This is a genomic window from Bordetella bronchiseptica, assembly GCF_900636925.1.
GTDB classification, from domain to species: Bacteria; Pseudomonadota; Gammaproteobacteria; order Burkholderiales; family Burkholderiaceae_B; genus Bordetella; species Bordetella pertussis.
In genome coordinates this window covers 1,399,943-1,420,006 of sequence record NZ_LR134326.1, presented here as the reverse complement: position 1 = coordinate 1,420,006, position 20,064 = coordinate 1,399,943, and the positions used below count along the sequence as shown (strand labels likewise).

Annotated in this window: 19 protein-coding genes; 13 read left to right on the top strand and 6 right to left on the bottom strand. The window is 66.3% G+C overall.

Translation table 11 applies throughout. From position 1 onward, the window contains the following. Window positions 1-19: 19 nt before the first annotated feature. From EL288_RS06690 to EL288_RS06665, 6 genes are all read right to left on the bottom strand, one after another. The gene (locus tag EL288_RS06690; RefSeq protein ID WP_003813647.1) at window positions 20-280 is read right to left on the bottom strand and encodes a succinate dehydrogenase assembly factor 2; all 261 of its coding nucleotides are present in this window, start codon (window positions 278-280) and stop codon (window positions 20-22) included. 25 nt (window positions 281-305) lie between these two features. Further along, the gene (locus tag EL288_RS06685; RefSeq protein WP_003813649.1) at window positions 306-1,022 is read right to left on the bottom strand and encodes a succinate dehydrogenase iron-sulfur subunit; all 717 of its coding nucleotides are present in this window, start codon (window positions 1,020-1,022) and stop codon (window positions 306-308) included. A gap of 12 nt (window positions 1,023-1,034) precedes the next feature. Continuing rightward, a complete protein-coding gene (gene sdhA / locus EL288_RS06680; protein WP_003813651.1) occupies window positions 1,035-2,813 on the bottom strand; it encodes a succinate dehydrogenase flavoprotein subunit in 1,779 nt (592 codons plus the stop codon). A gap of 3 nt (window positions 2,814-2,816) precedes the next feature. Continuing rightward, complete coding sequence (gene sdhD / locus EL288_RS06675) at window positions 2,817-3,200, bottom strand: succinate dehydrogenase, hydrophobic membrane anchor protein (protein WP_003813653.1); 384 nt, start codon at window positions 3,198-3,200, stop codon at window positions 2,817-2,819. After that, on the bottom strand, window positions 3,200-3,613 hold the full coding sequence (gene sdhC / locus EL288_RS06670) for a succinate dehydrogenase, cytochrome b556 subunit (RefSeq protein WP_003813654.1): 414 nt from the start codon (window positions 3,611-3,613) through the stop codon (window positions 3,200-3,202). Before sdhC ends, sdhD begins: the two co-directional genes overlap by 1 nt. A gap of 124 nt (window positions 3,614-3,737) precedes the next feature. Continuing rightward, window positions 3,738-4,517, bottom strand: a complete 780-nt coding sequence (locus tag EL288_RS06665) for a GntR family transcriptional regulator (RefSeq protein ID WP_003813656.1) — start codon at window positions 4,515-4,517, stop codon at window positions 3,738-3,740. Between the two features lie 288 nt (window positions 4,518-4,805). On the opposite strand from EL288_RS06665, the gene EL288_RS06660 reads away from it, so the two are divergent. The 13 genes from EL288_RS06660 to EL288_RS06600 all read left to right on the top strand — a co-directional run bounded on the left by EL288_RS06660 (window position 4,806) and on the right by EL288_RS06600 (window position 20,017). Beyond that, window positions 4,806-5,795, top strand: coding sequence for a malate dehydrogenase (locus EL288_RS06660; RefSeq protein WP_003813657.1), 990 nt, complete (start codon window positions 4,806-4,808; stop codon window positions 5,793-5,795). A gap of 261 nt (window positions 5,796-6,056) precedes the next feature. After that, window positions 6,057-6,950, top strand: a complete 894-nt coding sequence (prpB, locus tag EL288_RS06655; RefSeq protein WP_003813658.1) for a methylisocitrate lyase — start codon at window positions 6,057-6,059, stop codon at window positions 6,948-6,950. 73 nt (window positions 6,951-7,023) lie between these two features. Continuing rightward, window positions 7,024-8,226 (top strand): bifunctional 2-methylcitrate synthase/citrate synthase, encoded by a 1,203-nt coding sequence (prpC, locus tag EL288_RS06650; RefSeq protein ID WP_003813660.1) that lies wholly within the window; start codon window positions 7,024-7,026, stop codon window positions 8,224-8,226. A gap of 118 nt (window positions 8,227-8,344) precedes the next feature. Then, complete coding sequence (gene acnD, locus EL288_RS06645; RefSeq protein ID WP_126621902.1) at window positions 8,345-10,939, top strand: Fe/S-dependent 2-methylisocitrate dehydratase AcnD; 2,595 nt, start codon at window positions 8,345-8,347, stop codon at window positions 10,937-10,939. Window positions 10,940-10,995: 56 nt separating this feature from the next. Further along, on the top strand, window positions 10,996-12,186 hold the full coding sequence (prpF, locus tag EL288_RS06640) for a 2-methylaconitate cis-trans isomerase PrpF (protein WP_003813665.1): 1,191 nt from the start codon (window positions 10,996-10,998) through the stop codon (window positions 12,184-12,186). Window positions 12,187-12,203: 17 nt separating this feature from the next. Next, entirely contained in the window at window positions 12,204-13,661 is a 1,458-nt protein-coding gene (locus EL288_RS06635) for a bifunctional 2-methylcitrate dehydratase/aconitate hydratase (RefSeq protein WP_003813668.1), read from the top strand. Window positions 13,662-13,730: 69 nt separating this feature from the next. Next, the gene (locus EL288_RS06630; RefSeq protein WP_010930898.1) at window positions 13,731-14,153 is read left to right on the top strand and encodes a CopD family protein; all 423 of its coding nucleotides are present in this window, start codon (window positions 13,731-13,733) and stop codon (window positions 14,151-14,153) included. Between the two features lie 29 nt (window positions 14,154-14,182). After that, entirely contained in the window at window positions 14,183-15,682 is a 1,500-nt protein-coding gene (locus tag EL288_RS06625) for a THUMP domain-containing class I SAM-dependent RNA methyltransferase (protein WP_003813672.1), read from the top strand. Window positions 15,683-15,897: 215 nt separating this feature from the next. After that, window positions 15,898-16,080, top strand: coding sequence for a hypothetical protein (locus tag EL288_RS06620; protein ID WP_003813674.1), 183 nt, complete (start codon window positions 15,898-15,900; stop codon window positions 16,078-16,080). Between the two features lie 133 nt (window positions 16,081-16,213). Then, window positions 16,214-16,744, top strand: coding sequence for an RDD family protein (locus tag EL288_RS06615; RefSeq protein WP_003813677.1), 531 nt, complete (start codon window positions 16,214-16,216; stop codon window positions 16,742-16,744). Window positions 16,745-16,809: 65 nt separating this feature from the next. Next, on the top strand, window positions 16,810-17,682 hold the full coding sequence (locus tag EL288_RS06610) for a UDP-2,3-diacylglucosamine diphosphatase (RefSeq protein WP_003813679.1): 873 nt from the start codon (window positions 16,810-16,812) through the stop codon (window positions 17,680-17,682). Between the two features lie 137 nt (window positions 17,683-17,819). After that, window positions 17,820-19,484, top strand: coding sequence for an acyl-CoA synthetase (locus EL288_RS06605; RefSeq protein WP_003813682.1), 1,665 nt, complete (start codon window positions 17,820-17,822; stop codon window positions 19,482-19,484). Window positions 19,485-19,495: 11 nt separating this feature from the next. Beyond that, window positions 19,496-20,017, top strand: coding sequence for a gamma carbonic anhydrase family protein (locus EL288_RS06600; protein ID WP_003813683.1), 522 nt, complete (start codon window positions 19,496-19,498; stop codon window positions 20,015-20,017). The last annotated feature ends 47 nt before the right edge of the window (window positions 20,018-20,064 follow it).

Below are 20,064 nucleotides of genomic sequence, written 5' to 3'. Positions count from 1 at the left end.
GCAGTTTCCTCGTAATGAATCAGAGCTCTCGCATCCGGTCAATGATGGCGCGCAGCCGGGGAGTGTCCAGCGCTCCCTCCGGCTCCTTGCGCGCCAGCAGCAGATCAAGCAGATCGTTGTCTCCAAGCTCGAAGAGCTGCGTCAGCGCCGTTACGTCTTCGTCGGTAAGCTGGTCTTCGCAGGCATCCAGATACCGGGTGATGATGAGGTCGTTCTCCAGCAGGCCACGTCGTGCTCGCCAACGCAGACGAGCCCGCTGCAATTCCGTAAGCCTGCTCATGAAAACACCTTAATGCCAATAAACACTAGACCGTACGACGGACCATCAGTTCCTTGATCTTGCCGATCGCCTTGGTCGGATTGAGACCCTTGGGACAGACGTCGACACAGTTCATGATGGTGTGGCAGCGGAACAGGCGGTACGGATCCTCCAGGTTGTCCAGGCGGGCACCGGTTGCTTCGTCGCGGCTGTCGGCGATGAAGCGGTAGGCCTGCAGCAGGCCGGCCGGGCCGACGAACTTGTCCGGGTTCCACCAGAACGACGGGCACGACGTCGAGCAGCACGCGCACAGGATGCACTCGTACAGGCCATCGAGTTCCTCGCGCGCCTCGGGCGACTGCAGGCGCTCTTTCTCGGGCGGCGGCGTGTCGTTGATGAGGTAGGGGCGGATCGAGTGGTACTGATTGAAGAAGTGCGTCATGTCCACGATCAGGTCGCGGATCACGGGCAGGCCGGGCAGCGGCTTCAGGACGATGGGTTCCTTCAGCTCCAGCAGGTTGGTGGTGCAGGCCAGGCCGTTCTTGCCGTTGATGTTCATGGCATCCGAACCGCACACGCCCTCGCGGCACGACCGGCGCAGCGCCAGGCTGTCGTCCACGTCGTTCTTGATGCGCACCAGCGCATCGAGAAGCATCTTGTCGGTCGGCTGGAGTTCGACTTCCAGCTTCTGCATGTACGGACGCTCGTCCTTGTCAGGATCGTAGCGGTAGATTTCGAACTTAACGATTCGTTTAGTGCTCATTCCGGATCCTGCTTAGAAAGTACGAGCCTTGGGCGGGAAGGATTCCACTGTCAGCGGCTTCATCTGAACGGGCTTGTAGTCGAGGCGGCTGCCTTCCGAATACCACAGCGTATGCTTGAGCCAGTTCACGTCGTCGCGCTCGGGATGGTCGTTCAGCGCATGCGCGCCGCGGCTTTCGGTGCGGTTGGCGGCCGACTTGATGGTGGCGCGCGCCACCTCGGTCATGTTGGCCAGTTCCAGCGCCTCGACGCGCGCGGTGTTGAACACCTTCGACTTGTCCTTGAAGTAGATGTGCTGGGCCGTCTGCGCCAGGTCTTCGATCTGGCCCACGCCCTCGTTGAGCAGCTCCAGCGTGCGGAACACGCCGCAATGGCGCTGCATCGACATGCGGATGGCGTTGGCGACGTCCTGGGTCTTCTCGCCCGAAGTGCGCGACTCCAGCTCGTCGACGCGCGCCAGCGACCGGTCGACGGCTTCCTTGGGCAGCGGCTGGTGGGCGTGCTGGCGCTCGGGATGCGAGTCGACGATATGGTTGCCGGTGGCACGGCCGAAGACGATCAGGTCCAGCAGCGAATTGGTGCCCAGGCGGTTGGCGCCGTGCACCGACACCGCGGCGCATTCGCCGATGGCGTACAGGCCGTTGACGATCTTGTTCTCGCCGTTGGCGCGCTCGAGCACCTGGCCGTGGTAGTTGGCGGGAATGCCGCCCATCTGGTAGTGGATGGTCGGCACGACGGGGATCGGTTCCTTGATCGGGTCGACGTTGCCGAACTTGATGGCGATCTCACGGATCGACGGCAGGCGCTTGTTGATCACGTCGGCGCCGAGGTGATCCAGCTTCAGCACCACGTAGCTGCCGTCGGGACCGCAGCCGCGGCCTTCCTTGATTTCCTGGTCCATCGAGCGCGACACGAAGTCGCGCGGCGCCAGGTCCTTCAGCGTGGGCGCGTAGCGCTCCATGAAGCGCTCGCCATCCTTGTTGAGCAGGATGCCGCCTTCGCCGCGCACGCCTTCGGTGATCAGCACGCCCGCGCCGGCCACGCCGGTCGGGTGGAACTGCCAGAACTCCATGTCCTGCAGCGGGATGCCCGCGCGCGCCGCCATGCCCAGGCCGTCGCCGGTGTTGATGAAGGCGTTCGTGGAAGCGGCCCAGATACGGCCGGCGCCGCCGGTGGCCAGCACCGTGGTCTTGGCTTCCAGGACGTAGATCTCGCCGGTTTCCATTTCGAGCGCGGTCACGCCCAGCACGTCGCCGGCTTCGTTGCGCAGCAGGTCCAGCGCCATCCACTCGACGAAGAACTGGGTACGGGCGGCGACGTTGCGCTGGTAGAGCGTGTGCAGCAGCGCGTGGCCGGTACGGTCGGCGGCGGCACAGGCGCGCTGCACCGGCTTCTCGCCGAAATTGGCCGTATGGCCGCCGAACGGACGCTGGTAGATGGTGCCGTCGGCGTTGCGGTCGAACGGCATGCCGAAGTGCTCGAGCTCATACACGGCATTGGGCGCCTCGCGGCACATGAACTCGATGGCATCCTGGTCGCCCAGCCAGTCCGACCCCTTGACGGTGTCGTACATATGCCAGTACCAGTTGTCTTCGCTCATGTTGCCCAGCGACGCGCTCACGCCGCCTTGCGCGGCAACCGTGTGCGAACGGGTCGGGAACACTTTGGACAGCACCGCAACCGACAGGCCCGCCTGGGCCAGTTGCAGCGAACAGCGCATGCCGGCTCCGCCGGCGCCGACCACCACCACATCAAACTGGCGGCGCGGCAAGGAATTCATGACAGCGACCACGGCTTAGATTCTCCAGAGGATTTGCGCGAAGTAGACGACCGAACCGACCAGCCAGAGGATGGTCAGCACCTGCAGCAGCAGGCGCACGCCTACCGGGCGGACATAGTCCATCCAGATGTCGCGCACGCCGATCCAGGCATGCCAGGCCAGCGCAAAGAAAGCGAGCGAGGCCAGGATCTGGCCCACCGGAAGGGCGAACACGTGGAAGGTGAACAGGGCCTTCCAGTTTTCATACGTGAAAGCCGGCATGATCAGCAGGCCGACGATCAGCACCAGGGTATACACGGCCAGGATGACGGCGGTGATGCGCTGGGCGATGAAATCGGTAACCCCGTAGTGGGCGCCGACGACCAGGCGCTTGGGGCCATAGTTTTTCGTATCGGCCATTACAGGACTCCGAACAGTTTGAGACCGAACACCAGGGTCAGCGCCAGGCTGACGCCGAAGGCCACGCCGGCGCTTTTCTGGGCCGAGACCTTGTCCAGGCCGATATGCAGGTCCAGCACCAGGTAGCGGATGCCGGCGCAGAAGTGATGCAGATAGCCCCAGATCAGGGCCAGCAGCACCAGCTTGACCAGCGGATTGGCCGCGTACTGGGCGACCTGCGCGTAGCTTTCCGGCGAGGTCACGCTGGCCGCGAACAACGGCACGATGACCAAGGGAAGACAGAGGAACAGCAACGCGCCGCTAATGCGGTGCAGGATGGACAGTTTTCCAGCCAGCGGCAATCGGTAACTAAGGATTTGCGGAACGCTGATATTGCGAAACTGTGGACGCGGCTTGGCAGCTGAGTCGGACATGACGGCCTCGGTGTTTCGGAACTAGGGGGGAATCGTGACGGCGAAATGCCGTGGAGCCCTCGCGGGCAAACGCGCTATTTTCGCCTAGAGCGGGGTTCGTATCAAATCGTAGGGGAAAAGCTCATCAATTCAGGCTATTGCGGTAGTGGTAATGATCGGTAAGGTATAAGCCGCGGCGCACTTCCATGGGCCGATCGCCATAGGTATATGAAATGCGATCGACCTGCAGCAAGGGCCGGCCGGGCTCGACACCCAGGAGCGGAGCGATTTCAGGCGAGGCGGCGACGGCGCGCAGTTTTTCGTCGGCTCGGACCATACTGACCCCGAATTCGGACTCGAACAATCCATACAGGGGCGCCTTGCTGGCGGTCAGCAGTTCGAGGGTGAGCCCGCGAAAATGCGTGCCGGGCAACCAGAGATCGTCGATGACCGTCGGCATGTGGTTCATGGACAACTGGCGCCGTATGGTCACCACGGTCTCGCCGGCCCGCAGCTCGAGGGCGCGGGCGATCTCGGCCGGCGCGCGCAGGCGGCGGCATTCGAGGATGCGGCTTTCGGCCCGCCCGCCCTCGCCCTCTTCGTCGGGCGCCAGGCGCAGGAACCGATAGCGCACGCGCGCTTCGTGATGGGTGGCGACAAAGGTGCCCTTGCCCTGGCGGCGCAGCAGCAGATGCTCGGCGGCCAGTTCGTCGACCGCCTTGCGCACGGTGCCCTGGCTGACCTGGAAACGGGCCGCCAGGTCGATCTCGCTGGGAATGAGTTCGCCGGGTTTCCATTCGCCGCGGTCCAGGCTCTGGACCAGCAGTTCCTTGATCTGGCGGTAAAGCGGACTGAAAGCGGCCCCCTCGCCTGCCGGTTTTGCGGCACGCGAACGCGTGAGGGAATCGGGCCGTGCTTCTGCCATGTCGGAGTCGTGTGTGTTCGGTATCCGCCCGGCCGCCATCGCGGCGAAGGGCGGCGCGATGGCCGTCCGGGCAAACATCCCATTGTGGCACAGACGCCCTCCGTCTGTCCAACGTCTTATGTCTTATATAAGATATAAGAGATGTTGACGTATACGTAAATTGGCTCTAGGATTTCGAGCTACCAGACAGCGGCTTCGCGCGCGTTTTGCGCGCCGGCTGAAGCCCGTCAGCGATTACACTGATTGACGAGATTCTTTCTCGCCAAAACCTAATTACGGAGAGCATTCATGTCCAAGCCCGCCTTGCGTGTCGCCGTCACTGGCGCCGCCGGCCAAATCGGTTACGCCCTGCTGTTTCGCATCGCCTCTGGCGAAATGCTGGGTAAAGACCAGCCGGTAATCCTGCAACTGCTGGAAATTCCCGACGAAAAAGCCCAGAAGGCGCTCAAGGGCGTCATCATGGAACTGGAAGATTGCGCCTTCCCCCTGCTGCACGAAGTCACCGCCCACAGCGACCCGCGCACCGCCTTCAAGGATGCCGACGTGGCCCTGCTGGTCGGCGCCCGTCCGCGCGGCCCCGGCATGGAGCGCAAGGACCTGCTCAGCGTCAACGCCCAGATCTTCACCGCCCAGGGCCGTGCCCTGAACGACGTGGCCAGCCGCAACGTCAAGGTGCTGGTGGTCGGCAACCCCGCCAACACCAATGCCTACATCGCCATGAAGTCGGCGCCGGACCTGCCCGCCAAGAACTTCACCGCCATGCTGCGCCTGGACCACAACCGCGCCCTGTCGCAGCTGTCCGCCAAGTCGGGCAAGCGCGTGGCCGACATCGAGAAGCTGATCGTGTGGGGCAACCACTCGCCCACCATGTACCCGGACTTCCGCTTCGCCACGGTCGGCGGCCAGGGCCTGACCCAGCTGATCAATGACGACGCCTGGAACCGCGACACGTTCATCCCCACGGTGGGCAAGCGCGGCGCGGCCATCATCGAGGCGCGCGGCCTGTCGTCGGCCGCCTCGGCCGCCAACGCCGCCATCGATCACGTGCGCGACTGGGTGCTGGGCAGCAACGGCAAGTGGGTGACGATGGGCATCCCGTCGGACGGCTCGTATGGCATTCCCGAAGGCATCATCTACGGCTTCCCGGTGGTTACCGAGAATGGCGAGTACAAGATGATCAAGGACCTCGAGATCGACGCCTTTTCGCGTGAACGCCTGGACTTCACGCTGAAAGAGCTGCTCGAAGAGCGCGACGGCGTCAAGGATCTGCTGAAGTAATCCGGCATTGCCGCCACGGGCCCGCGCAGACGGGCCCGTTTTGCAGGACCGTCCGCGACGGTCCTGCGCGCCGAAACATAAGTCTGCGCCTTCCGGGCGACCCCGGAGGGGACAGAGTTATTTTCCGGACTCGCGGTCTGGTCTGGCAACGTTGCTGCAGCGTCTGGCACGCTTGCCGCAACCGTCGACCGGCCCGCACCTTGCCTGCAAAAAACAAGCTCGCGCATGCAGCGAGCGTTCCATTATTTCGGAGACCACCCCATGTCCAGACCCGAATCTCCCGGCGCCCTCTTTCGCCGCGCGCTCAACGAAGAACAGCCGCTGCAGATCATCGGCGCCATCAATGCCAATCATGCGCTGCTGGCCAAGCGCGCCGGCTACCGCGCCATCTACCTGTCGGGCGGCGGCGTGGCGGCGGGTTCGCTGGGGCTGCCGGACCTGGGCATCAACACGCTGGACGACGTGCTGACCGACGTGCGCCGCATCACCGATGTGTGCGACGTGCCCCTGATGGTGGACATCGATACCGGCTTCGGCCCGTCCGCCTTCAACATCGCCCGCACCGTCAAGAGCCTGATCAAGTTCGGCGCGGCCGCCTGCCACATCGAGGACCAGGTCGGCGCCAAGCGCTGCGGCCATCGGCCCGGCAAGGAAATCGTCAGCACCGAGGAGATGGCCGACCGCGTCAAGGCCGCGGCCGACGCCCGCACCGACTCCGATTTCTACCTGATCGCGCGCACCGACGCCATCGCCTCGCACGGCGTGGACGCCGCCATCGAGCGCGCCATTGCCTGCGTGGAAGCAGGCGCCGACGCCATCTTCGCCGAGGCGGCCTACGACCTGCCTACCTACGATCGCTTCGTCAAGGCGGTCAAGGTGCCGGTGCTGGCCAACATCACCGAATTCGGCAAGACGCCGCTGTTCTCGGTGGAAGAGCTCAAAAGCGTGGGCGTGGGCATGGTGCTGTACCCGCTGTCGGCATTCCGCGCCATGAACAAGGCTGCCGAAACCGTCTACCAGGCCATCCGCCGCGATGGCCACCAGAAGAACGTGGTGGACCTGATGCAGACGCGCGACGAACTGTACGACCGCATCGGCTATCACGAATTCGAATCGCAGCTGGACCAGCTGTTCCAGCAAGGCAAATCGCAATAATGGGCGGCGGCGCGGCACGAGCCGCCGCCGGCACCACCCCTGTGTTTATCCCATAGGAAGGAGCAAGAGAGACATGAGCACCTCGCAGAAAAAGCCCACCGTCCAACAGAAGAAACCCGCCGCCCAGCCCGCGGAGAAGGCTGCGTTCAAACCCAAGAAATCGGTTGCGCTGTCGGGCGTGGTCGCCGGCAACACCGCGCTGTGCACCGTCGGCCGTACCGGCAACGACCTGCACTACCGCGGCTATGACATCCTGGACTTCGCCGGCAGCGCGGAATTCGAGGAAATCGCTCACCTGCTGGTGCACGGAAAGTTGCCGAACAAGGCCGAACTGAAGGCCTACAAGGAAAAGCTGCGCGCGCTGCGCGGCCTGCCGGCGCAATTGCAGAACGTGCTGGAATGCCTGCCGGCCTCCAGCCACCCCATGGACGTCATGCGCACCGCCGTCTCGGTGCTGGGCTGCGTGCTGCCCGAGAAGGACGACCACAACACCCCGGGCGCGCGCGACATCGCCGACCGGCTGATGGCCAACCTGGGCTCGGCCCTGCTGTACTGGTACCACTACAGCCACAACGGCCGCGTCATCGATGTCCAGACCGACGACGACAGCATCGGCGGCCACTTCCTGCACCTGCTGCATGGCGCCAAGCCGTCGGACGAGTGGGTGCGCGCCATGCACACCTCGCTGATCCTGTACGCCGAGCACGAATTCAACGCCTCGACCTTCACCGGCCGCGTCATCGCCGGCACGGGCTCGGACATGTATTCGTCCATCACCGGCGCCATCGGCGCGCTGCGCGGCCCCAAGCACGGCGGCGCCAACGAGGTCGCGTTCGAAGTCCAGAAGCGCTACGAGACGCCCGACGAAGCCGAAGCCGACATCCGCCAGCGCGTCGAGAACAAGGAAGTCATCATCGGCTTCGGCCACCCGGTCTACACGGTTTCCGACCCGCGCAACAAGGTGATCAAGGACGTCGCCAAGAAGCTGTCCAGGAAGGCGGGCAGCACCAAGATGTTCGATATCGCCGAGCGCCTGGAAACGGTCATGTGGGACATCAAGAAGATGTTCCCCAACCTGGACTGGTTCTCCGCCGTGAGCTACCACATGATGGGCGTGCCGACGGCCATGTTCACGCCGCTGTTCGTCATCGCGCGCACGGCCGGCTGGTCGGCCCACATCATCGAGCAGCGCATCGACAACAAGATCATCCGCCCGACGGCCAACTACGTCGGACCGGAAGACCAGACCTACGTCCCCATCAGCAAGCGCGCCTGAACCAGCGCTCGCGGCCATCGTACCGCGCCGGGTCCGCCATGCCGGCCCGGCGCGGCCGGCCCGGCCCCCGCAGCCCCGCTTTCCGGCCTGCCTGCATGCCCATAGAGACACGCCTGTCATGAACACGAAATACCGCAAGAATCTGCCCGGTACGTCGCTGGACTATTTCGACGCCCGCCAGGCGGTCGAAGACCTCCAGGCCGGCGCCTGGGCCACGCTGCCCTATACCTCGCGCGTCCTGGCCGAGAACCTGGTGCGCCGCTGCGACCCCGCCACGCTGTCCGACTCGCTGCGGCAGCTGATCGAGCGCCGCCGCGACATAGACTTCCCCTGGTACCCCGCTCGCGTGGTGTGCCACGACATCCTGGGCCAGACGGCGCTGGTCGACCTGGCCGGCCTGCGCGACGCGATTGCCGACGCCGGCGGCGACCCGGCGCAGATCAACCCGGTGGTGCCCACGCAACTCATCGTGGACCACTCGCTGGCGGTCGAGTACCCGGGCTTCGACAAGGACGCCTTCGAGAAGAACCGCGCGGTGGAAGACCGGCGCAACGAAGACCGCTTCCACTTCATCAACTGGACCAAGCTGGCCTTCCGCAACGTGGACGTGATCCCGCCGGGCAACGGCATCATGCACCAGATCAACCTGGAGAAGATGTCTCCGGTGGTGCAAGTGCGCGACGGCGTGGCCTTTCCGGACACCTGCGTGGGCACCGACAGCCACACCCCGCACGTCGACGCCCTGGGCGTGATCGCCATCGGCGTGGGCGGCCTGGAGGCCGAAAACGTGATGCTCGGACGCGCTTCCTGGATGCGCCTGCCGGACATCGTCGGCGTGGAGCTGACCGGCCGGCCGCAAGCCGGCATTACCTGCACCGACATCGTGCTGGCGCTGACCGAATTCCTGCGCCGCGAAAAGGTGGTGGGCGCCTACCTCGAATTCCTGGGCGAAGGCGCCAGCGCGCTGACCATCGGCGACCGCGCCACGATTTCCAACATGACCCCGGAATTCGGGGCGACGGCCGCGATGTTCTATATCGACGGCCAGACCACCGACTACCTCACCCTGACCGGCCGCGAAGACAGCCAGGTCAAGCTGGTGGAAACCTATGCCAGGCAGGCCGGACTGTGGGCCGACGACCTGGCGGGCGCGCAGTACGAACGCATGCTGCGCTTCGACCTGTCGTCGGTCGTGCGCAACATGGCCGGCCCCTCCAACCCGCACAAGCGGGTGGCCACCACCGAACTGGCCGAACGCGGCATTGCCGGGCCGTGGCAGGAAACGCCGGGACAGATGCCCGACGGCGCGGTGATCATCGCCGCCATCACCAGCTGCACCAACACCAGCAACCCGCGCAACGTCATCGCCGCCGCGCTGCTGGCGCGCAACGCCAACCGCGCCGGCCTGACGCGCAAGCCGTGGGTCAAGAGCTCGCTGGCGCCGGGCTCGAAGGCGGTCCAGCTTTATCTGGAAGAAGCCGGCCTGCTGCCCGACCTGGAAAAACTGGGTTTCGGCATCGTGGCTTTCGCCTGCACGACCTGTAACGGCATGAGCGGCGCGCTTGACCCGAAGATCCAGCAGGAAATCATCGAGCGCGATCTCTATGCCACCGCCGTGCTGTCGGGCAACCGCAACTTCGACGGCCGCATCCACCCGTACGCCAAGCAGGCCTTCCTGGCATCGCCGCCGCTGGTGATCGCCTACGCCATCGCCGGCACCGTGCGCTTCGACATCGAGAAAGATGCGCTGGGCGTGGACGCCGCGGGCAAGCCCGTGACGCTCAAGGACATCTGGCCCAGCGATGCGGAAATCGATGCGGTGGTGACGGCCAGCGTCAAGCCCGAGCAGTTCCGCAAGGTCTACGAGCCGATGTTCCGCTTCGCGCAGGAACAGACCGGCAAGATCGATCCGCTCTACGCCTGGCGCCCGCAAAGCACCTACATCCGCCGCCCGCCCTATTGGGAAGGCGCGCTGGCCGGGGAGCGCACGCTCGCGGGCATGCGCCCGCTGGCCGTGCTGGGCGACAACATCACCACCGACCACCTCTCGCCATCCAACGCCATCATGGCCGATAGCGCGGCGGGCGAGTACCTGGCCAAGATGGGCCTGCCGGAAGAGGATTTCAACTCGTACGCCACCCACCGCGGCGACCACCTGACCGCGCAGCGCGCCACCTTCGCCAATCCGAAGCTGATCAACGAAATGGCTGTGGTCGACGGCCAGGTCAAGCAAGGCTCGCTCGCGCGGCTGGAGCCCGAGGGCAAGGTCATGCGCATGTGGGAAACCATCGAAACCTACATGGACCGCAAGCAACCGCTGATCATCATCGCCGGCGCCGATTACGGCCAGGGCTCGTCGCGCGACTGGGCGGCCAAGGGCGTGCGGCTGGCCGGCGTGGAGGCCATCGTCGCCGAGGGCTTCGAGCGCATCCACCGCACCAACCTGATCGGCATGGGCGTGCTGCCGCTGGAGTTCCAGGCGGGCGTCGATCGCAAGACGCTGGGCATCGACGGCACCGAAACCTTTGATGTCGTCGGCGAACGCGTGCCGCGCGCCACGCTGACGCTGGTCATACACCGCCGCGACGGCGAGCAAGTGCAAGTGCCGGTCATCTGTCGCCTGGACACCGCCGAGGAAGTCTCGATCTACGAGGCTGGCGGCGTGCTGCAGCGATTTGCCCAGGATTTCCTGGAGGCCACGCAGACGGCCTGACCCTCCCACGGCGGCGCCCGCGTGGCGCCGCCCCAGCTCCGCAAGGAATCGAAGACATGGCTTTCCTTCCCCAACTCAAGGTCCGCGCCACCTACATGCGCGGGGGCACCAGCAAGGGCGTGTTCTTCCGCCTGCAGGACCTGCCGCCCGCGGCCCAGGTGCCGGGACCGGCGCGCGACGCCCTGCTGCTGCGGGTGATCGGCAGCCCCGACCCGTACGGCAAGCAGATCGACGGCATGGGCGGCGCCACCTCCAGCACCAGCAAGACGGTCATCCTGGACCGCAGCCAGCGCCCCGGCCACGACGTCGACTACCTGTTCGGCCAGGTCTCCATCGACAGCGCCTTCGTCGACTGGAGCGGCAACTGCGGCAACCTGAGCGCCGCGGTGGGCGCCTTCGCCATCGAAAGCGGACTGGTCGATCCGGACCGCGTCCCGCGCAATGGCACCGCCGTGGTGCGGATCTGGCAGGCCAACATCGGCAAGACCATCCTGGGCCATATTCCCATCGTCGACGGCCAGGTGCAGGAAAGCGGCGACTTCGAGCTCGACGGCGTCACCTTCCCGGCCGCGGAGGTGCAACTGGAGTTCCTCGATCCGGCCGACGAGGGCGAAGGCGAAGGCGGGGCGATGTTTCCCACCGGCAACGTGCTGGACACCCTCGAGGTACCGGGCATCGGCACGCTGCAGGCGACGCTGATCAACGCCGGCATCCCGACGATCTTCGTCGACGCGCAGGCCGTCGGCTATACCGGCAGCGAATTGCAGGACGATATCAACGGCGACGCCAAGGCCCTGGCCATGTTCGAGACGCTGCGCGCCCATGGCGCACTGCGCATGGGCCTGATCGCCGATGTCGCGGAAGCGGCCAAGCGCCAGCACACGCCCAAGGTCGCCTTCGTGGCGCCGCCGGCCGCGTATACGGCCTCCAGCGGCAAGCAGGTCGGGGCCGGCGACATCGACCTGCGCGTGCGCGCGCTGTCCATGGGCAAGCTGCACCACGCGATGATGGGCACCGCCGCGGTCGCGATCGGCACGGCGGCCGCCGTGCCCGGCACGCTGGTCAACCTTGCCGCCGGCGGCGGCGAGCGCGAATCCGTGCGTTTCGGCCACCCTTCGGGTACGCTGCGGGTAGGCGCCCAGGCTCGCCTGGAGGACGGCCAGTGGAAGGTCACCAAGGCCGTCATGAGCCGCAGCGCCCGCGTACTGATGGAAGGCCATATCCGCGTACCCGCCGAAACGCTCTGACAACAGGGAGGAGGAGGATGAGCCACGCTACCATCCCCTTCAACCAGCGCCCCGCCTGGGATTCGGCGCTGGCCGATATCGTCGACTATGTGCTGGACTACGAGGTCCAGGGCAAGCTGGCCTACGAAACCGCGCGCAACTGCCTGATCGACACGCTGGGCTGCGGCATGGAAGCCCTGGAGTACCCGGCCTGCCGGAAATTGCTGGGGCCTGTCGTGCCGGGCACGGTCGTGCCGCATGGCGCGAAAGTCCCGGGCACCCAGTTCCAGCTCGACCCGGTCCAGGCCGCCTTCAATATCGGCGCCATGATCCGCTGGCTGGATTTCAACGACACCTGGCTGGCCGCCGAATGGGGCCACCCGTCCGACAACCTGGGCGGCATACTGGCCACCGCCGACTGGCTGTCGCGCAGCGCCGTGGCCAACGGCAGGCCGCCGCTGGCCATGCGCGACGTGCTGACCGCGATGATCAAGGCGCACGAGATCCAGGGCTGCATCGCGCTGGAAAACTCGTTCAACAAGGTCGGGCTGGATCACGTGGTGCTGGTCAAGGTTGCCTCGACGGCCGTGGTGGCGCACATGCTGGGCCTGTCGCGCGAGGAAATCCTCAACGCCGTGTCGCTGGCCTGGGTCGACGGGCAGAGCCTGCGCACCTACCGCCACGCGCCCAACACCGGCAGCCGCAAGAGCTGGGCCGCGGGCGACGCCACCAGCCGCGCCGTGCGCCTGGCGCTCATCGCCCGGACCGGCGAAATGGGCTACCCATCGGCGCTCACGGCGCCGACCTGGGGTTTCTACGACGTGCTCTTCAAGGGCCAGCCGTTCAGGTTCCAGCGCCCCTACGGCAGCTACGTGATGGAGAACGTCCTGTTCAAGATCTCCTTCCCGGCCGAATTCCACGCGCAGACGGCGGTGGAATGCGCCATGGAGATCCATGCGCTGCTCAAGGCGCGCGGCAAGTCGGCCGACGATATCCGGCGCATCACGATCCGCACCCACGAGGCGTGCATCCGCATCATCGACAAGCAGGGCCCGCTGAACAACCCCGCCGACCGTGACCACTGCATCCAGTACATGGTGGCCGTGCCCATCCTGTACGGCCGCCTGACCGCCGCGGACTACGAGGACGGCATCGCCCGCGATCCGCGCATCGACGCGCTGCGCGCCCGCATCGTGTGCGTGGAGGACCCGGCCTTCACGACGGATTACCACGACCCGGCCAAGCGGTCGATCGCCAACGCGCTGACGGTCGAATTCAACGATGGGTCCCGCCTGGACGAAATCGTCTGCGAGTACCCGATCGGCCACCGCCGCCGCCGCGCCGACGGCATCCCGCTGCTGGAAGCGAAATTCCGCACCAACCTGGCGCGCGCCTTCCCCGCCCGCCAGCAGGAGCGCATCCTGGCCGCCTCGCTGGACCAGGAAAAACTGGAAGCCATGCCCGTCAACGAGTACGTGGATCTTTACGTGATCTGAGCGGGCGCCCGGCCCGTCGCCATGGGCCTGCAATACAATGTGGCGTTTCACGCAAGGGACGCGCTCTCCATGCTCTGGGTCAAGACTTTCCACATCGTGTTCATTGCCGCCTGGTTCGCCGGCCTGTTCTACCTGCCGCGCATCTACGTCAACCTGGCGCAACAATCCGATCCGGCGATCCAATCCTGTCTGCTCGGCATGGCGCGCCGCCTCTACCGCTTCACGACGCTGCTGGCCATCCCCGCCATCGTGCTGGGTCTCTGGCTGTACGTGGGCTACCGGATCGGCACCGGCCCGGGCAATGCCTGGATGCATGCCAAGCTGCTGTTCGTGCTGCTGATCATCGGCTACCACCATGCCTGCGGCGTCATGCTGCGCAAGTTCGAGCAGGGCCGCAATGCCCGCACGCACAAGTTCTATCGCTGGTTCAACGAAATCCCCGTTGTGCTGCTGTTGATCGTGGTCACGCTGGTTGTCGTCAAACCCTTTTGATTTCCGCGCCAGCGATGGCCTGAACCTGTATGCCCACCGATGATAAAGCGCGTCCGCGCAAGACGCTGACGATCAAGAAAACCGCGCCAGCCGCCCCCTCGGCCGACGACGAGGCGCCCAGGCGCAAGCGCACCGGCGCCCGCGCGCGCCTGGTGGCGCAGATGGAGCGCGCCAAGGAGCAGCAGCACGCGCCGCGACGACCGCCCGAGCCGCGGGACGCGGCCGCCGAGGCGCCGCAACCCGCGCGCCGCGACGACCGCGCGGCCCGCGCGGCGCGCGCCTGGCAGGACGAGCACGCGCCGCGCCGGAAAGCGCCGCGCCAGGATGCCGCGCACCAGGATGACGCCCCGCGCCGCCGCCCGCGCGCCCCGCGGGAAGCCGAAATCTTCCCCGTATACGCCCCCTGCCCCCAGGGCATCGAGGAAGCCCTGGCCGCCGAAATGCAGGCGCTGGGCTTCGAGGATGCCCGTGCAGGCCGCGCCGGCTGCGCCTTCAGCACCGACTGGGCCGGCGTGCAGCGCGCCAACCTGTACTCGCGGCTGGCGACCCGCATCCTGGTCCAGGTCGCGCAGGCCGACATCGGCCACGAGGACGATATCCTCGAGCTGGCGCGCAGCGTGCCCTGGGAGCGCTGGTTCGGTCCGGACGAGACCCTGCGCGTCGATACCTCGGCCATCAAGAGCCCGGTCAAGAGCCTGCAGTACTGCAACCTGCGCGCCAAGGACGGCATTTGCGACCGGCTGCGCGAAGTCGAAGGCGCGCGGCCCGACATCGACACCGTAAGGCCCGACGCCCGCGTACACCTGTTCCTGTCCGGCACCACGGCCACGCTGTACCTGGACACCTCGGGCGAGTCCCTGTTCAAGCGCGGCTGGCGCCTGGACAAGGGCGAGGCCCCGCTGCGCGAAAACCTGGCCGCCGGCATGCTGGCGCTGGCCGGCTGGGATCCGGCCGAACCCTTGCTGGACCCGTTCTGCGGCAGCGGCACCATCCTCATCGAAGCGGCCTGGATCGCCCTGGGCGTGCCGCCCGGCATTTCGCGCCCGTTCGGCTTCGAGCGGCTGCGCAATCACGACGCGCGCCGCTGGCAGGACCTGAAGGCCGACGCCCGCACGCGCATCCAGACCCAGCTCGAGACCCCGCTGTTCGGCTACGACCTCGATCCGCGCGCCATCCAATACGCGCAGGCCAACGCCGAACGCGCCTGGCTGACCGCCGATACCATCCGTTTCGAAGTGGGCGACGCGCGCCACCTGGCGGCGCCGGCCGACCACGGCTGGATCGTCACCAATCCGCCCTATGGCGAGCGCATGGAAACCGAGGACGACTCCGAAATGTGGCGCGACTGGGCGGCGTGCCTGAAACGCCAGTTCGCCGGCTGGCAGGTGCACGTGATCTCCAGCGACATGACGCTGCCGCAGCGCCTGCGCCTCAAGCCGCTGCGCCGCGTGCCGCTGCACAACGGCGCGCTGGACTGCCGCCTGTTCGGCTTCGAGCTGGTGCCCGCCAGCTACCGCAAGCCGGCATAAGCGCCGGCCCGCGCGCGCCACGCGGCGTTGTAAAAGCGCCGCAACAATGCCCCACTATCGTCATGGCTGGGGCCCCTGCGGCGCCGAATTGGGGCATTATCACCACAGGCATCGCGCATTTTGCACCACGGGCTTGCATGCGTTCAGGGTTAACCCTATAATCGGGGTTAACCCTAGTAGCACGAACACATGCACTGGCCCTGGAGCCTACCGCGATGAACCCGAATACCTTCCGCCTGACCGACGAACTCGAACGCCAACTGATGCTGCAAGCCATGGAAGACCAGTTCCGCCCGCGCCCGATGCGCGCGCTGGCTGCCGGGCTGCGCAAGCTGGCCGACGGCATCAAGTCGGTCGCCGGCAAGAGCGGCTCGAAGGCCGCCCACTCGGCCGCCTGAGCAGGCCCCGAGCGCAAGACAGCAAAGATTTTTAGTTTTCCCCTTGGGGGCTGCAAAGCCCCTTTTAAGACCCGCTCTAAACCAGCGGGTTTTTTTTTGGCCGGGATCCTGGCTTGCTGGATAATACCGGCCCATGAATGCCACCCATGACCTCCAGTCGACCCCCAGCCGCCTGCGGCGCTTCGCCTGCATGATGTACGAAGGCGTGTTGCTGTTTGGCGTCGTCTTCATCGCCAGCTACCTGTTCGATACCCTGACCCAGAGCAAGCACGGCCTGATGCTGCGCGACGGGCGCCAGGTCTGGCTGTTCCTGGTGATCGGCCTGTACTTCGTGCTGTGCTGGCGCCGCCGCGGCCAGACCCTGCCCATGAAGACCTGGAACATCCGCCTGGTCGACCGCGACGGCCAGCCGCCCTCCACGCCGCGGCTGGTCCTGCGCTACGTGCTGGCGTGGCCGCTGCCCCTGGGCGCCGCCGCGCTGGTCTGGCTGGCCTCGTCGCTGACCGGCTGGCGCTCGGTCGATATGTTCATCGTGCTGGCGCCATTCGCCATTTTCGCGTGGAGCTGGGTCGATCCGGACGGCCAGTTCCTGCACGACCGGCTGCTGGGCACCCGGTTGCGCAATGCCCCCCCGCGCGCCGCCCGCGCCGTCGCGGGGACATAAGCGTCACAACGCCGTCACGGTTCCTTCACGGAGGCGTCATCGCGGGATGGTTTCATCCTTGGGCAATGACAGCCCGAATGGAAGCGACCGTGACCGAGATCCATCCCACGCATTGGCGCACGCTGTGGATTTCCGACATTCACCTGGGAACGGCCGGATGCAAGGCCGAATTCCTGCTCGATTTCCTCGACCATAACGATTCGGACACGCTGTACCTGGTGGGCGACATCGTGGACGGCTGGCAGCTGCGCAAGCACTGGCACTGGCCGCGCGCCCACAATGACGTGGTCCAGCGCATCCTGCGCAAGGCGCGCAACGGCACCCGGGTGGTGTTCGTCCCCGGCAACCACGACGAATTCGCGCGGGAATTCGCGGGCTTCGCTTTCGGCGATATCGAGATCCTGGACGAGGACGTCCACGTCACGGCCCAGGGCGTCAAGCTGCTGGTGCTGCACGGCGACCAGTTCGACGGCGTCATCCAGCACAGCAAATGGCTGGCCCACCTGGGCGACTCGCTCTACCAGACCGCGCTGTGGCTGAACCACCACTTCAACCGGCTGCGCCACCGGCTGGGCCTGCACTACTGGTCGCTGTCGCAATACCTCAAGCACAAGGTGAAGAACGCGGTGGCCTTCATCACCGATTTCGAGGAAGCGCTGGCCGGCGAAGCGCGCCGGCGCGGACTGGACGGGGTGGTATGCGGCCATATCCACCAGCCGGCGTTGCGCCAGGTAGACGGAATCCTCTACTGCAACGACGGCGACTGGGTGGAAAGCCTGTCGGCGCTGGGCGAAACCCACGAGGGCCAGCTGCAGCTGCTGGACTGGGCCGCCTGCATGGCCGAACGCGGCAACGACCCCGCGGCGGCCCGGCCGCGGCGCTCGCTGAGCCTGCCCGCCCTGCCCTCGGCCTTGCGCCGCCAGGGCCGCCACCCGTAATAACCCTTATACGTCCCCGTTAGGGATACGGGGATGTTGCAGTTCACGGCCCTCTCAGTCATGCTTGCAGTTGGGGCAACCGGCTCCTCGCAACGCCACCCATTCCATCGTTGCCACCGAGCTCAGACCATAGGGCCATGAACGACCAATACGAGGCGCTGTACCAAACCTTCCGCTGGCTGGTTCCGACCCAGTTCAATATCGCGGACGCCTGCTGCCACCGCTGGGCCGCCAGCAGTCCGGACGCACGCCGTATCGCCATCTACTACGAAGACGAAGCGGGCAACCGCGAGGTCTGGACCTACGCGCGCCTGGCCGAAGCCGCCAACCAGCTGGCCAATGGCCTGGTGAAGATGGGCGTGGAGCGCGGCGACCGCGTGGGTGTGGTATTGGGACAACGTCCGGAGACCGTCGTCGCCCACATGGCGATCTACAGCGTCGGCGCCGTGGTACTGCCGCTGTCGCCCCTGTTCGGCCCGGAGGCGCTCGAATCGCGCCTGCGCGACGCCGACGCGCGGGTGGCCATCGTGGACTACGCCTCCAGCGCCAACCTGCTGGCCATCAGCGACAACTGCCCCAACCTGCACCAGATCATCGGCATCGGCTTCGCCGACGAGCGGGTGCTGCCCTGGCGCAGCCTGCTGGCGCGCCAGCCGAACGAATTCAAGATGGTGGCCACGCGCGCGTCCGACCCGGCCATCCTGATGTACACGTCCGGCACCACCGGCGCCCCCAAGGGCGCGCTGCTGCCGCACAGCGTGCTGATCGGCAACCTGCCCGGCTTCGTCGCGTCCCAGGACTGGTTTCCCCGGCCCGGCGACGTCTTCTGGTCGCCGGCGGACTGGGCCTGGACGGGGGGCATGATGGACGCCCTGCTGCCGACCCTGTATTTCGGCCACCCCATCGTCGGCACGCGCGGGCGCTTTACGCCGGAACGCGCCTTCGAGCTGATGGAGCGCTACCAGGTCACCAATACCTTCCTGTTCCCGACCGCGCTGAAGATGATGATGAAGTCGGTGCCCGAGCCGCGCGGCCGCTACCAGCTGGCGCTGCGCAGCATCATGAGCGCCGGCGAAAGCGTGGGCGAAACCGTGTTCGAGTGGTGCGAGCAGGCGCTGGGCATCACGCCCAACGAGATGTTCGGCCAGACCGAGCTGAACTACGTGGTGGGCAACAGCAACCGGCGCTGGCCGGCGCGCCCCGGCAGCATGGGCCGGCCCTATCCGGGCCATCGGGTCGCCGTCATCGACGAAGCGGGCCGGCCGGTCAAGCCCGGCGAAACGGGCGAAGTGGCGCTCAACCGGTTCGATATCCACGGCTTCCCCGATCCGGTGCTGTTCCTGGGCTACTGGCGCAACGAGGCCGCGACCGCCGCGAAGTTCACGGACGATTGGTGCCGCACCGGCGACCTGGCCAGCATCGACGCCGACGGCTACCTCTGGTATGCCGGACGGGCCGACGATGTGTTCAAGTCGGCCGGCTACCGGATCGGCCCGGGCGAGATCGAGAACTGCCTGCTGGGCCATCCCGCGGTAGCCAATGCGGCGGTCGTGCCCAAGCCCGACGCCGAACGCGGCGCCCTGGTCAAGGCCTATGTGGTGCTGACGCCCGAGTACCAGGGCCGCGACCCGGACAGCATCACCCAGGTGCTGCAGGAGCACGTGCGCGACCGCCTGGCTCCCTACGAATACCCCAAGGAAATCGAATACGTCGATGCCTTGCCCATGACCACTACCGGAAAAATCCAGCGCGCCGTACTGCGCCGCCGCGAGGCCGAACGCGCCAGCGGCGCTCACTCCTGAAGACCTTCGCAATGCCGATTTACCAGCTCGACGACCTGATCCCCGCCATCGACCCCAGCGCCTATCTGGCCGACAGCGCCGATATCATCGGCAACGTCACCCTGGAGGCCGGCGTGAGCATCTGGTCGCAAGTCTCCATCCGCGGCGACAATGCGCCCATCCTGGTGCGCAGCGGCACCAACATCCAGGAAGCCAGCGTGCTGCACGTGGACGCCGGCTGCCCGATGACCGTGGGGCCCAACGTCACCATCGGCCACCAGGCCATGCTGCACGGCTGTACCATCCATGAAGGCGCCCTGGTGGGCATGCAGGCCATCGTCCTGAACAACGCCGTGATCGGCCGCAACTGCCTGATCGGCGCCGGCGCCATCATCCCGGAAGGGCGCATCATTCCCGACAACTCGCTGGTCATCGGTATCGGCAAGATCGTGCGCGAACTCAGCGCCGAGGAAATCGCCGAGATGCAAGCCAACAATCGCCACTATGTCGAGCGCGGCCAGCACTACAAGACCGCGCTCAAACGCATCGGCTGACGGGTCGCGGGCGCCCCGGCGCCCCTGGGCAATCGGCTAAGATTCCA

What these genes read in the sequence shown, in the direction of transcription:
- EL288_RS06685 (WP_003813649.1), bottom strand. Translation starts at nt 1,022, where the DNA reads ATGAGCACTAAACGAATCGTTAAGTTCGAAATCTACCGCTACGATCCT.
- EL288_RS06630 (WP_010930898.1), top strand. Translation starts at nt 13,731, where the DNA reads ATGCTCTGGGTCAAGACTTTCCACATCGTGTTCATTGCCGCCTGGTTC.
- EL288_RS06605 (WP_003813682.1), top strand. Translation starts at nt 17,820, where the DNA reads ATGAACGACCAATACGAGGCGCTGTACCAAACCTTCCGCTGGCTGGTT.
- EL288_RS06600 (WP_003813683.1), top strand. Translation starts at nt 19,496, where the DNA reads ATGCCGATTTACCAGCTCGACGACCTGATCCCCGCCATCGACCCCAGC.
- EL288_RS06615 (WP_003813677.1), top strand. Translation starts at nt 16,214, where the DNA reads ATGAATGCCACCCATGACCTCCAGTCGACCCCCAGCCGCCTGCGGCGC.
- EL288_RS06660 (WP_003813657.1), top strand. Translation starts at nt 4,806, where the DNA reads ATGTCCAAGCCCGCCTTGCGTGTCGCCGTCACTGGCGCCGCCGGCCAA.
- EL288_RS06625 (WP_003813672.1), top strand. Translation starts at nt 14,183, where the DNA reads ATGCCCACCGATGATAAAGCGCGTCCGCGCAAGACGCTGACGATCAAG.
- EL288_RS06620 (WP_003813674.1), top strand. Translation starts at nt 15,898, where the DNA reads ATGAACCCGAATACCTTCCGCCTGACCGACGAACTCGAACGCCAACTG.
- prpC (WP_003813660.1), top strand. Translation starts at nt 7,024, where the DNA reads ATGAGCACCTCGCAGAAAAAGCCCACCGTCCAACAGAAGAAACCCGCC.
- EL288_RS06665 (WP_003813656.1), bottom strand. Translation starts at nt 4,517, where the DNA reads ATGGCAGAAGCACGGCCCGATTCCCTCACGCGTTCGCGTGCCGCAAAA.
- EL288_RS06610 (WP_003813679.1), top strand. Translation starts at nt 16,810, where the DNA reads ATGACAGCCCGAATGGAAGCGACCGTGACCGAGATCCATCCCACGCAT.
- acnD (WP_126621902.1), top strand. Translation starts at nt 8,345, where the DNA reads ATGAACACGAAATACCGCAAGAATCTGCCCGGTACGTCGCTGGACTAT.
- sdhC (WP_003813654.1), bottom strand. Translation starts at nt 3,613, where the DNA reads ATGTCCGACTCAGCTGCCAAGCCGCGTCCACAGTTTCGCAATATCAGC.
- prpB (WP_003813658.1), top strand. Translation starts at nt 6,057, where the DNA reads ATGTCCAGACCCGAATCTCCCGGCGCCCTCTTTCGCCGCGCGCTCAAC.
- EL288_RS06690 (WP_003813647.1), bottom strand. Translation starts at nt 280, where the DNA reads ATGAGCAGGCTTACGGAATTGCAGCGGGCTCGTCTGCGTTGGCGAGCA.
- EL288_RS06635 (WP_003813668.1), top strand. Translation starts at nt 12,204, where the DNA reads ATGAGCCACGCTACCATCCCCTTCAACCAGCGCCCCGCCTGGGATTCG.
- sdhD (WP_003813653.1), bottom strand. Translation starts at nt 3,200, where the DNA reads ATGGCCGATACGAAAAACTATGGCCCCAAGCGCCTGGTCGTCGGCGCC.
- prpF (WP_003813665.1), top strand. Translation starts at nt 10,996, where the DNA reads ATGGCTTTCCTTCCCCAACTCAAGGTCCGCGCCACCTACATGCGCGGG.